8 protein-coding genes, 1 tRNA gene and 1 other RNA gene are annotated in these 12583 nt (G+C 73.0%); 3 read left to right on the top strand and 7 right to left on the bottom strand.

The annotated features are described in order from the left end of the window. Nucleotides 1-33 precede the first annotated feature (33 nt). The 3 genes from recR to ffs all read right to left on the bottom strand — a co-directional run bounded on the left by recR (nt 34) and on the right by ffs (nt 3658). Nucleotides 34-633, bottom strand: coding sequence for a recombination mediator RecR (recR, locus tag AB0N84_RS04455; protein ID WP_069712162.1), 600 nt, complete (start codon nt 631-633; stop codon nt 34-36). Beyond that, the gene (locus AB0N84_RS04460) at nt 633-3455 is read right to left on the bottom strand and encodes a DNA polymerase III subunit gamma and tau (RefSeq protein ID WP_363544011.1); all 2823 of its coding nucleotides are present in this window, start codon (nt 3453-3455) and stop codon (nt 633-635) included. Before AB0N84_RS04460 ends, recR begins: the two co-directional genes overlap by 1 nt. A 106-nt stretch (nt 3456-3561) precedes the next feature. Beyond that, nucleotides 3562-3658: signal recognition particle sRNA small type (gene ffs / locus AB0N84_RS04465), an RNA gene on the bottom strand. Between the two features lie 36 nt (nt 3659-3694). Here ffs and AB0N84_RS04470 point away from each other — a divergent pair. Next, on the top strand, nt 3695-4369 hold the full coding sequence (locus tag AB0N84_RS04470) for an SDR family oxidoreductase (protein ID WP_363544014.1): 675 nt from the start codon (nt 3695-3697) through the stop codon (nt 4367-4369). 124 nt (nt 4370-4493) lie between these two features. On the opposite strand, the gene AB0N84_RS04475 is transcribed toward AB0N84_RS04470, so the two are convergent. Together AB0N84_RS04475 and pta are read right to left on the bottom strand one after the other, a co-directional pair. Continuing rightward, nucleotides 4494-5690 carry an acetate kinase gene (locus AB0N84_RS04475; protein ID WP_363544175.1) on the bottom strand — a complete coding sequence of 399 codons (1197 nt, stop codon included), beginning with the start codon at nt 5688-5690 and terminating at the stop codon, nt 4494-4496. Between the two features lie 52 nt (nt 5691-5742). Then, the gene (gene pta / locus AB0N84_RS04480) at nt 5743-7851 is read right to left on the bottom strand and encodes a phosphate acetyltransferase (protein WP_289457434.1); all 2109 of its coding nucleotides are present in this window, start codon (nt 7849-7851) and stop codon (nt 5743-5745) included. A 117-nt stretch (nt 7852-7968) separates the two neighbouring features. On the opposite strand from pta, the gene AB0N84_RS04485 reads away from it, so the two are divergent. Both AB0N84_RS04485 and AB0N84_RS04490 read left to right on the top strand, forming a co-directional pair. Next, nucleotides 7969-8053, top strand: a tRNA-Ser gene (locus AB0N84_RS04485). A gap of 313 nt (nt 8054-8366) precedes the next feature. Then, on the top strand, nt 8367-9011 hold the full coding sequence (locus AB0N84_RS04490; RefSeq protein WP_182045996.1) for a hypothetical protein: 645 nt from the start codon (nt 8367-8369) through the stop codon (nt 9009-9011). A gap of 9 nt (nt 9012-9020) precedes the next feature. On the opposite strand, the gene AB0N84_RS04495 is transcribed toward AB0N84_RS04490, so the two are convergent. Beyond that, complete coding sequence (locus tag AB0N84_RS04495) at nt 9021-10997, bottom strand: helicase HerA-like domain-containing protein (protein WP_363544018.1); 1977 nt, start codon at nt 10995-10997, stop codon at nt 9021-9023. Between the two features lie 74 nt (nt 10998-11071). Then, nucleotides 11072-12328 (bottom strand): multidrug effflux MFS transporter, encoded by a 1257-nt coding sequence (locus AB0N84_RS04500; protein ID WP_182045994.1) that lies wholly within the window; start codon nt 12326-12328, stop codon nt 11072-11074. Nucleotides 12329-12583: the final 255 nt, after the last annotated feature.

Consider the following 12583-nt stretch of genomic DNA (forward strand, 5'->3'; position numbering starts at 1 on the left):
GGCACCGACGCAACGATCCTGCGTGGCCCGGGGTCAGTTCCCGACCACGCGACGGCCCTCGAAGGCGCGTCCGAGGGTCACCTCGTCGGCGTACTCCAGGTCGCCGCCGACCGGCAGGCCGGAGGCGAGACGGGTGGTGCGGATGCCCATCGGGACGAGCAGACGGCTGAGGTAGGTCGCCGTCGCCTCACCCTCGAGGTTCGGGTCGGTCGCGATGATCACCTCGTCCACGGTGCCGTCCGCCAGCCGCGTCATGAGCTGCTGGATGCGCAGGTCGTCCGGACCGACGCCGTCGATCGGGCTGATCGCGCCGCCGAGCACGTGGTAGAGCCCGCGGAACTCGCGGGTGCGCTCGATCGCGGCGACGTCCTTCGCCTCCTCCACGACGCAGATGACGGCCGGCGAGCGTCGGGGATCGCGGCAGATGCTGCACTGAACGTTCTCGGTGACGTTGCCACAGATCTCGCAGAAGCGGACCTTCTCCTTGACCTCGGCCAGGAGCTCGGACAGCCGTGCGGGGTCGAACGACTCGGTCTGCAGGATGTGGAACGCGATCCGCTGCGCCGACTTCGGCCCGATGCCGGGGAGCCGGCCGAACTCGTCGATGAGGTCCTGGACGATGCCGTCGTACATCAGGCGCCTTCCTCGTGCAGGGCGGTCTCCTCGATGAACTGCGCACCGAGGATCTCACGGACGACGGCCTCGCCGTAGCGGCCCGCGACCGGGGCGCGCCGGACCTGTGGCGGGGCCGTCCGCTGCTGGGCCGGGGCGGTCCGCTGCGGTGCGGTGGCCGCCTGGGGGCGGTCGTGCGTCGGGCTGCCCTGGCCCGGGGCGCGGGTCGACGGCGCGGGGGTCGACGGTGCTGCGGATCCGGCACCCGGGTCGGGGAACGGGGCGCCGTCGTCGTACGGCTCGTCGTCCAGCGGGTAGTCGTCGACCGGGACCTCGGTGCTCGTTCCTGCTGCAGGGCTCGATGCTGCTCCCTGGCCGGACACCACAGGAGCCGACGTCGCGGGAGCTGCCTCGGCGGTGTCCGGTGCCGTGCCCGCCGCCGCGCCGGTCGTCCCGGTCGCGGGCTGCTCGCTCGGTGCTCCGGTCCGCGGGCGCGCTGCTGCTCCGCCGAGTGCCGAGGCCGGTCGCAGCTGTGCCGCGAGGGCCGCGTCGGCAGCCGGGTCCGACACCGGTGTGACCGGTGCGACGGGCTCCCCCGTGTCGGTGGTGCCGAACGGTGCGGACCAGCCCGGCTCGAGGTGCTCCGGGACCGCGCCCGCGGTCGGGTCGGTCGCGGGGATGGTCGCGACCGCCCAGTCGGTGACGGGCCCCGTCGACGCGGGTGCCGTCGTCGGGGCGGTGTGCTGCGGCTCGGACTGCGTCGGTCGCTGCTGCTGGGGTGCCTGCTGCGTCGGTGCCTGCTGCGTCGGCGCCTGCTGCGGCGCCGCCTGCTGCGGTGCCGGACGGTCCGAGGTCACCGACGGCGCGTCCTGTCGCGGAGCCGGTCGCTGCTGCGGCGCCTCCTGCCGGGGTGCGGCCTGCTGCGGGGCCGCCGGCTGCGGTGCCGACTGCGGTGCCGCCTGCGGTCGGCCCGCCTGCTGCTGCTGCCCCGGGCCGCGCGCCACGAACTTCACGCGCAGGCCGAGCACCTCGATGATCGCCGAGCGCAGGAGCTCGCTCACGCTCGTCGACGGGTCGGACATCTCCTTGAAGGACGCCACGTCCTGCTGGCTCGGGAAGGTCAGCGTGAGCACGTCCTCACGGAGCGCGGTCACCTGCGCGGTGACCACGACGGACCAGGCCGACCGTCGGGAGCGCTGGACGTGCTCGACGACCTCGGGCCAGGCGTCCTTGAGCTGCTGGAAGCCCACCGGGGTGACCGGACGCACGACGGGTTCGTCCCCGACGGCGGTCCCCTGCCCGGTGGACGAGGCGTTCGCCGTCCCGGAGGGCTCGTGCCGTTCGGGTGCCGACGCTTCCGGTTCCTCCGCGGGCTGCCGGGCGGCGGCCGGTGCTGCGGGCGCGCTCGGTGCCTTCGCACCCGGCGCCACCGCTGCCCACGAGGCGGCGGCGTCGCGCACGGCCGTCCCCGGATCGTCCGACCCGGACGATGCAGGCGCCGCGGCAGCCGGAGCGGTGGTCTGCTGCTGCGCGGGAGCCGTCCGCACAGCGGGAGCGGTCCGTGGCGCGGCCGACGGCCCGGGCTCCGGGGCACCCGGACGTGTGGACGGCACAACGGCGCGCGCGGCAGCAGCACCGGCACCGGCGTCCGTCGTCGTCCCCTCGTGCCCGCTGACCTCGCCGACACCCACCCGGCGCTCGAGCCGCTCGACCCGCGCGAGCGCGCCGCGCTGCGTGTCGTCCGCCTCGGGCACCAGCATCCGCGCCGTCATCAGCTCGAGGTGGAGTCGCGGTGAGGTGGCGCCGGTCATGTCCGTCAGGGCCTTGTTGGCGATGTCGGCGGACCGCGAGAGGGCGGTCGCGCCGAACACGCCCGCCTGCCGCGTCATGGTGTCGAGTTCCTCGGGCGAGATGCCGCGCAGCACGGCGGCGGCGCTCTCGTTCGTCGCCGCGACGACGATCAGGTCGCGGAGGCGCTCCAGCAGGTCCTCCACGAAGCGTCGCGGGTCCTGGCCGGTCTGCACGACGCGGTCGATCGCGGCGAAGGCGGACGCCGGGTCGGCGACGGCGAGCGCGTCGACCACGTCGTCGAGGAGCGCGGCATCGGTGTAGCCGAGCAGTGCGACCGCCCGCTCGTACGCGATCGCACCGTCCTCGCTGCCCGCCATGAGCTGATCGAGCAGCGACAGGGTGTCGCGGACCGACCCGCCGCCGGCCCGCACGACGAGCGGCAGGACGCCGGGCGCGACCGAGACGGACTCCTGCGCGCAGAGCTGCTCGATGTACTCGAGCATCGTCGCCGGCGGGACGAGTCGGAACGGGTAGTGGTGGGTGCGGGACCGGATGGTGCCGATCACCTTCTCCGGCTCGGTGGTCGCGAAGATGAACTTGACGTGCTCCGGCGGTTCCTCGACGAGCTTGAGCAGCGCGTTGAAGCCCTGCGGCGTCACCATGTGCGCCTCGTCGAGGATGAAGATCTTGTAGCGGTCGCGAGCCGGTGCGAAGACGGCGCGGTCGCGCAGGTCACGGGCGTCGTCGACACCGTTGTGGCTCGCGGCGTCGATCTCGATCACGTCGAGCGACCCACCGCCACCGCGCGCGAGTTCCACGCAGCTCGGGCACACACCACACGGCGTGTCCGTGGGGCCCTCGGCACAGTTCAGGCACCGCGCGAGGATGCGCGCGGACGTCGTCTTGCCGCACCCGCGCGGTCCGCTGAACAGGTAGGCGTGGTTCACGCGGTTCGTCCGGAGCGCGGTCCGCAGCGGGTCGGTGACCTGCGACTGCCCGATCAGCTCGGCGAAGTTCTCGGGCCGGTAACGGCGATACAGGGCGGTGACCACGCGACAAGGGTAGCCGGGACAGCCGACAGCGCGACGCCTGCGCGACGACCTGTGGAGGCCGTGCACGACGTGGTCTCGCCGCGGTACGGCGATGAGGTCCCGGGAATGCAAAGACTCCTCACGCACCCGCCAGAGCCCGGTTACCCTTGCTGCGTTTCCGCCCTGGGGGAGTTGGCCTGGATGGCGTCACGTGAGGAGCCTCCGGAAGCATACCGGACGCGACGGGCAGTATCGGACACATGAAGATCGCCATCGCCGGAGGACACGGTCAGATCGCCCTGCTCCTCGCCCGACTCGTCACCGATGCCGGACACGACGCCGTCTCGATCATCCGGAACCCCGCGCACGTGACCGACGTCGAGCAGCAGGGCGCCACCGCGATGGTCGTCGACCTCGAGCAGGTGGACGACGACGAGCTCGCGCTGCGCCTCCGCGGTGTCGACGCCGTGGTCTTCGCCGCCGGTGCCGGCCCGAACAGCGGCGCGGAGCGCAAGGAGACCGTCGACCGGGATGCCGCGATCACCCTCGCCGACGCGGCCGAGCGGATCGGCATCCAGCGCTACGTGATGATCTCGGCGATGGGTGCCGACGCCTACGACCGCGAGCGGGCCGTCGTCCCGGCGCAGACCGAGGCGGACGTGTTCCAGGTGTACCTGCGCGCGAAGTCCGAAGCCGACGCGAACATCCGCATGCGGAACCTGCGGTGGACGATCATCCGCCCGGGCGGGCTGCTCGACACCCCGCCGCAGGGCACGGTCGCCGTCGGCCGGACGGTGCCGCGGGGATCGATCCCCCGCGCGGACGTCGCTGCACTCGTGCTGCACGCCCTGCTCGACGACGCCGCGGTCGGCGTGCAGTTCGAGGTCACGAGCGGGGACACGCCGATCCCGGCCGCCCTGCAGGCCATGAGCTGACCCGGGCGGCCCGCGCCTCGGCGGGACACGCCGTCCGAGCGACGAGACACTGCCGGATCCGGGGGCGTCTCGCGCACTCGGCGGCGTCTCGCCCACCGGACGGCGTCCCGCACCCGGCAGCGCCCTACAGCGCGACCGCCGCCGACTGCCGAGCGATCTCGAGCTCCTCGTTCGTCGGGATGACGAGCACCGCGACCCGCGAGCCGTCCGTGGAGATGCGCCGTGCCTCCTTCGAGTGCAGCTCGTTCCGGTCGGCGTCGACCTCGATCCCGAGGTGCTCGAGGCCGGCGAGCACGCGCCGACGCAGCAGGGCGTTGTTCTCCCCCACGCCCGCGGTGAAGACGACCGCGTCGAGCCCGCCGAGCTGTGCCGTGTAGGCGCCGACGTAGCGACGGATCCGGTGCCGGTACACGGCGAGCGCCGCCTCCGCGTCCTCGTCGCCGGCGAGCGCCGCGTCCTGCACGTCCCGCATGTCGCCGTTGCCCGTGAGCCCGAGCAGCCCGGACTCCTTGTTGAGCATGGTGTCCAGCTCGTCGAAGCCGAGCCCGGCCTCGCGGTGCAGGTGGATCAGCACGGCGGGGTCGAGGTCGCCGGAACGGGTGCCCATCACGAGCCCCTCGAGCGGCGTGAGGCCCATGGACGTCTCGATGGACCGCCCACCGTCGACGGCCGCCGCCGAGGCACCGTTGCCGAGGTGCAGCACGATGGTCTTCAGCTCCGCCAGCGGCCGGTCGAGGAACACCGCGGCCTGCTCGGAGACGTACTTGTGGCTCGTCCCGTGCATGCCGTAGCGGCGGATGCGGTACCGCTCGGCCAGGTCCGCGGGGATCGCGTACGTGTACGCGTGCGGCAGCATGGTCTGGTGGAAGGCGGTGTCGAACACGGCGACGTGCGGCACGTCCGAGAAGACCCGCTGCGCGGCCCGGATGCCCTCGAGGTTCGCGGGGTTGTGCAGCGGCGCCAGGCTGCTCAGCTCGTCGATCTGCCGCTCCACGTCCTCCGTCACGACGGTCGCGCGGTCGAAGGTGGTCCCGCCGTGCACGACGCGGTGCCCGACCACGGCCGGCGGGTGCTCGTCGAACGACGGTCCGACCTTCGCGAAGGCGTCGATCATCGCCTGGAAGCCGGCGGCGTGGTCGGGCACGTCGGCCGCGTCGTTCGACGAGGTCTCCCCCGTCACGGCGTTCGTGTGCTTCCAGGCGCCCGACGACTCCCCGATGCGCTCGACCAGGCCCGAGGCGAGCGTGCGCTCGCCCTCGAGCTCGATGAGCTGGTACTTGAACGAACTCGAACCGGAGTTCACGACGAGGGCTGCGGTCACGTGGGTGGTCACTTTCTGGATCGGACGGGAGGCACGGTGCGGGTCCCCGGGGTCAGGCTGCGTCCGTCGCGGTGCCGGCCTGGATGGCCGTGATGGCGACGGTGTTGACGATGTCGCTGACGAGCGCACCGCGGGAGAGGTCGTTGATGGGCTTGCGCAGGCCCTGCAGCACGGGACCGATGGCGACGGCACCGGCCGAGCGCTGCACGGCCTTGTACGTGTTGTTGCCGGTGTTGAGGTCCGGGAACACGAAGACCGTCGCGCGGCCGGCGACCGGCGAGTCCGGCATCTTGGTGCGGGCGACGGTCGGGTCGGCGGCGGCGTCGTACTGGATCGGTCCCTCGACGAGCAGGTCCGGACGGCGCTCGCGCACGAAGGCGGTGCCGGCGCGCACCTTGTCGACGTCCGCCCCGGTGCCGCTGTCGCCCGTCGAGTAGCTGAGCATCGCCACGCGGGGGTCGATGCCGAACTGCGACGCGGTCTCGGCCGACGAGATCGCGATGTCCGCGAGCTGCTCGCTCGTCGGGTCCGGGATCACCGCGCAGTCGCCGTAGACGAGCACGCGGTCCGCGAGGGCCATGAGGAAGACGCTCGACACGATGGACGTGTCCGGACGGGTCTTGATGATCTCGAAGGACGGGCGGATCGTGTGCGCCGTGGTGTGCTTCGCACCCGAGACCATGCCGTCGGCGAGCCCGAGCTGCACCATGAGCGTGCCGAAGTAGGACACGTCGGTGACGGTGTCGCGTGCGAGTTCGATGGACATGCCCTTGTGCGCCCGCAGCCGCGTGTACTCCGCCGCGAACCGCTCCCGCAGCTCGGGGTCGAAGGGGCTGACGATCCGGGCGCCCTCGAGGTCGAGGCCGAGCTCCGTCGCCCGGGCACGCACCGCCGCCGGCTCGCCGAGGACCGTGAGCGCGCAGACCTGCCGTGCGAGCAACGTGGACGCAGCACGGAGGATGCGGTCGTCGTCGCCCTCCGGCAGCACGATGTGCTTGCCGTACCCACGGGCCCGGTCGAGCAGGCCGTGCTCGAACATGAGCGGTGTGACGACCCCGGACGGCGTCAGCTGCAGACGGTCCCGCAGGGCGTCCGCGTCGACGTGCTGCTCGAAGAGCGCCAGCGCGAGGTCGGCCTTCCGCGGCGAGTCGGCCGCGAGCCGACCGCGGGTGTGGGTGATGCGCAGCGCGGTGTCGTAGGTGCCGAGGTCGTTCCGCGCGATCGGCAGCGAGCTCGACAGGCCCTCGAGCAGGCGCGTGATCTGCGGCGACGTCTCGAACCCGCCGTTGAGGATCACGCCCGCCAGGCTCGGGAACGTCTCGGACTGGTTCGCGAGGACGGTCGCCAGGAGCACGTCGCTGCGGTCCCCGGGGACGACGACGATGCCGCCCTCGATCAACCGCGGGAGGACGTTCTCCATGCTCATGCCGGCGACGACCGTGCCCAGTGCCTCGCGGTCGAGCAGGGCCTCGTCCCCGCGCACGAGCGTGGCGCCGGTCGCCTCGAGGAGTGCCCGCACCGTCGGCGCCACGAGCACGCGGTCCTCGGGGATGGCCCACACCGGCGTGTCCGGGTGGTCGTCGCGCACGGCGGTCTCGACGCTCTGCACGATGGCCGGGAGGGCGTCCGGGTCGGCCCGGTTCACCACGACGCCGAGCAGCTGCGCGTGCGCCGCCCGGAGCTCGCTCGTCGTGACGTCGGCGACCTGCGCCATCGCGTCGGGCGTCCGGACCCCGCGCTCCGCCGCGTCGCGACCCCCGAGCACGAGCAGGACGGGTGCACCGAGGTTCGCGGCGACCTTCGCGTTGAACGACAGCTCCGTGGGGCTGCCGACGTCCGTGTAGTCCGACCCGAGCACGACGACCGCGTCACACTGCCGCTCGACCTCGGCGAACCGGGACAGGATCGTGCCGAGGGCGGCGTCCGGGTCCGCGTGCACGTCGTCGTAGGTGACGCCCACGGCCTCGTCGTAGGACAGCCCGACCGCGCTGTGCTGCAGCAGGAGCTCGAGCACGTAGTCCGGCTCGACGACCGACCGGGCGACCGGGCGGAACACCCCGACCCGTCCCACCGAGCGTGCGAGGGTCTCGAGGACACCGAGGGCGACGGTGCTCTTGCCCGTGTGTCCTTCTGCTGACGTGATGTAGATGCGGGTCGACACCCCTCCAGGCTAGTCGGGCGGGTGTCGGGCGCTCTGGGAACCCGACGATCTGTGGAGGGTGTGGTCATCCGCACGCTCCGGAACCTGTACCATGGGGTGTCGTCGCGAGACGGCACTGGAGAATTCGCCTAGTGGCCTATGGCGCACGCTTGGAAAGCGTGTTGGGTGCAAGCCCTCGGGGGTTCGAATCCCCCATTCTCCGCAGAACGACTGGCACGACAGCAAGCACCGTCAGCAAGCACCGACAGCAGGCACCGACAGGCGCGTCCGGATCCCGGACGCGCCTGTCCTGCTTCCCGGTCCCCCACCTGCCCGACCACGACGCCCCCCGTCGCACCGGTCCTGGCCGGGAAACGCTCATCGGGGGTGGAACGCGCTGTCCTCCACCCCCGTTCGCCCCTATCCTGAGCAGACGGTCGCCCCCGGGACGGGGCGGTCGCGGTGCAGCGGACGGCAGGGGCGTCGTCCGCGGCAGGACTCTCGCCTGCCCGCGCCCGAGGGGTGAGGAGACCCACGTGGGGGAAGCGACGATGCCGACCGCAGGACGACTGCGGACGCCCGTCTTCGACGTCCTGCTCCGTCCGCGGCGGTCGCTGGTCCGCTCGACGGTGCTGAGCGTCGTGTGCTCCGCCGTCCCGCTGGCGGTGGCCCTGGCCTGGGTGTCGCTGCCGGTGCGGTGGTGGACCCTCGTCGTCCCGGTCGTCCTGGTCCTCGCCGTGCTCGTCTGCGCGCTGTTCGTCCGGCTCGGGCAGGCGTACCTCGGCATCGACGCGCAGTCGGTCGTCCTCCGCGCGGTCCTCACGCCGAACCGGCACGTCGCCCGCGACCGGCTCCACCGGCTCGTGGTCGCGACGACCTACGGCGCCTCCGCCGACCGCACCACGCGGGAGCTCCTGGCGTTCGACGCCGAGGGCGGCCACCTGTTCCGGATGCGCGGCGACGTCTGGGGCGAGTCCGCCCTCGACCGGGTGCTCGAGGCCCTCGACCTCCCCGTCGAGCACGACCGTCGTCCCGTCCACACGCGCGAGCTCGCACGCCGCTGGCCGGCGAGCCGCACCTGGTACGAGCGTCGTGCCGGTGTGCTCGTGGTGGCCCTGCTCACCGTCGGGATCGGTGTCGCCCTCCTGGCCGTCGAGACCGTGGAGCTCCTGGCCCGCTGACACGGGTCCTCAGCGACGCCGCCGGAGCGTCGAGAAGATCCCGCGCACGACCTCCTTCGCGATCGCGCCGCCGATCCCCGGACCGAGCAGGTCGGCCAACGGGTCGTCGGTCACCCGCCTGGTACGCGTCCGCGTGGACGAGCGCGACCGCCGCGCGGTCGCAGCCCGCTCGGCCCGCTCGAACTCCCGCTGCGTCCGCTCGACCTCGGCCTGGGCCGCCGCACGCTCCCGCTCGTCGCGCCGCGCCTGCGCGGCCGCCTCCTTCGCCGCCGCGGCGGCGGCACGTGCCGCCTCCTGCTCCGCCTCGGCCTGCGCCTGGGCTGCAGCGGCCTCCGCTGCGGCTGCCTCCATCCGGGCCGCGAGGATCTCGCGGGCCGACTCGGGGTCGACCGCGGTGCCGTAGGTGGCGAGCAGCGGGGAGGAGGCGACCCGTGCCTCCAGGACGGACGACGGCAGGGGGGCCATCGATCCCTGCGGAGCGCGCAGTCGCGTCCACGCGACCGGTGTCGGCGCACCGCGCTCGTCCATCACCGTGACGATCGCCTCGCCCGTGGCGAGCGACGTCAGCACCTCCGCCAGGTCGTAGTCGCTCGTCGGGAAGGTCGACACCGTCGCCCTGAGCGCCTTCGCGTCGTCCGGCGTGTGCGCCCGGAGCTGGTGCTGCACGCGCGACCCGAGCTGCGCGAGCACGTCGTCCGGCAGGTCCTTCGGTGTCTGCGTCACGAAGACGATGCCGACGCCCTTCGACCGGATGAGCCGGACCGTCCGCACGACCTGCTCGGTGAAGTCGTCCGACGCGCCGCTGAAGAGCAGGTGCGCCTCGTCGAAGAAGAACACGAGCTTCGGCTTCTCGGTGTCGCCGACCTCCGGGAGCTCGTTGAACAGGTCCGCGAGCAGCCACATGAGGAAGGTCGAGAAGACCTCCGGCTGGTCCTGCACGCCGGGGACCTCGAGCAGGTTCACGATCCCGCGTCCGTCGGCGGCCGTGCGGAGGAACACCTGCGTGTCGACCTCAGGCGCCCCGAAGAACCGGTCGGCCCCCTTGTCCGCGAAGGTCACGAGTTCGCGGAGGATCACGCCGGCCGTCTGCTTCGACAGGCCACCGAGCTCGGCCAGCTCGGCCTTGCCCGCGTCGCTGACGAGGAAGGTCAGCACGGCACGGAGGTCGGCCAGGTCGACCAGGGGCAGTCCGGCGCGCTCGGCGTGGTGGAACACGAGACCGAGCGACGACTCCTGCGTCTCGTTGAGCCCGAGGACCTTCGACAGCAGCAGCGGACCGAACCCCGAGACCGTGGCACGGATCGGCACGCCGACGCCCTGTCCGCCGAGGGACCAGAACTCCGCCTGGCTCGCCAGGCCCTCCCACCGCTGGCCGATGCCGGCCGTCCGTGCGAGCAGCTTGTCGTTCGGCTGTCCCGCCTCGGCGAGCCCGGACAGGTCCCCCTTCACGTCGGCGGCGAAGACGGGGACGCCGGTAGCCGCGATCTGCTCGGCGAGCACCTGCAGTGTGCGGGTCTTGCCGGTCCCGGTGGCGCCCGCCACGAGGCCGTGGCGGTTGAGCATCGCGAGCGGGATCCGCACCGGCACGTCGGGCAGGGGTGCGCCGTTGACGAGGGCGCCGAGCTCGAGGGCGGTCCCCTCCAGGGCGTAGCCGGCACGGACGGCGGCGACCGCCTCGGGGCCGAGGGGACCGGACGGCGCGGGCGCGGACGGCGCGGGCGCGGACGGCGGGGTGTCGGCCGGAGCGGTGTCCGGTGTTGCGGTGCTGCCGGGAGGCTCGGTGCCCGTCCCCGACGTCGGCTCCGGCTCGCGGGTGGCCGGGTCGACGCTCGGCGCGGCCGGCTCCGCGGTGTCGGCCGCCTGCTGCAGCGCGGCGGCGAGTTCCTCGGCTCGACGAGCTGCCTCGTCGGCGAGCCGACGCGCCTCCTCCGCCGCGGCCTGCGCCGCCGCTGCCGCCGCCCGTGCCTGCTCCACCGCGTCGCTCATGCCCGCAGCCTACGGACGCAGCGACGACCCGGTCCGGTCTCGGCGGTCGGCCAGCGCGTCAGTGCTGCGGTCGGTCAGTGCGAGAGCGCCGGGACCGTCCTCGGCCGCACGACGACCCACAGCACGAGGACCGCGACCGCCGCGGTGCAGCCCATCACCGCGGCCATCGGGGTCGCGGCGTCGATGCCGATGATGCCCACGATCGGCGACACGAGGCCGGCGACGCCGAAGTTCAGGGCACCGAGGAGCGACGCGGCGGTGCCGGCCTCCTTGCCGTGCGCGGCGAGCCCGATCACCTGCACGAGCGGGAAGGTGAAGCCGCAGGCGGCGATGAAGAACCACAGCGGCACGAGGACGCCGACGAGTCCGGCACCGAGCTGGTCGAGGACGACGATCGCCGCCGCCGACACGAACAGCGTCGCCGTCGAGCAGGCCAGGATCCACTGCGGGCCGACCCGCTGCGCGAGCCGCGAGGACACCTGCACCCCGACCACGACACCGATCGAGTTCACCGCGAAGAGCAGCCCGTACTGCTGGGCGTCGAGCCCGTAGACGGTCTGGAAGAGGAACGGCGACGCGCTGAGGTACGAGAACAGGCCGCTGAAGACCATCGCGCCGATGAGCGCGACCCCCACGAAGATCCGGTCGGAGAGCAGCGCGCGGTAGCGCTGCCCGATCGTGGAGTGCCCGGCCTCGTGCCGGCGGGCCTTCGGCAGCGTCTCGACGATGAGCAGGGACGAGGCGATCACGACCGCGGCGCCGTAGCAGGCGAGGAAGACGAAGACCCCGCGCCAGCTGACGAACTGCAGCATCTGCGAGCCGATGAGCGGTGCGAGGATCGGCGCGAGGCCGTTCACCATCGCCAGGCGCGACAGCATCCGCACGAGCGGCTTGCCGCCGAACAGGTCGCGCACGGTCGCCATCGCGACGACGCCGCCCGCGGCCGCCCCCATGCCCTGCAGCACGCGGAAGAGCGCGAGGACCTCGACGTCCGGCGCGAGCGCGGCACCGACGGACGCGGCGACGTGCACCGTGGTCGCCACGATGAGCGGGAGCCGTCGGCCGACCTTGTCGCTCCACGGACCGACGAGCAGCTGCCCGACGGCGAAGCCCAGGGTGGTCGCCGTCAGCGTGAGCTGCACCGCCCCCTCGCTGATGCCGAACTCGCGCTCGAGCGACGGGAACGCCGGCAGGTAGAGGTCGATGGTGAACGGCCCGAGCGCGGTGAGCGCGCCGAGCACGAAGACGTAGACGAGTCGCTGACGCCGGGTGAGGGCGTCACCGGGGTGCAGCACGACGCGGAGCGATCCGGTGGTGGCGGGCGCGGTCACGAGCGGTCCTTCACGGGAGGAGGGGTGCAGGAGAGACGGGTGCGGGGCTCGTCACGTGACTCGGCAACGGCTGCGTCGACGCGGGTCGAATCGATTCGGCCCCGGAACCATCGTAGGGCCTGCACGCCCGCTCGTGGAACGCCCACCGACGGAGGGGCCCGTCACACTGCGCTCTCCGACCCGTCCGCGCGGTCGGCGTGCGGTAGCGTCGGACTGCTCGGGCACGCGTCGGTGACCGGGCCGACGCAACAGAAG

It is taken from the genome of Curtobacterium sp. NPDC089185 (assembly GCF_040685235.1).
Classification (GTDB): Bacteria; Actinomycetota; Actinomycetes; order Actinomycetales; family Microbacteriaceae; genus Curtobacterium; species Curtobacterium citri.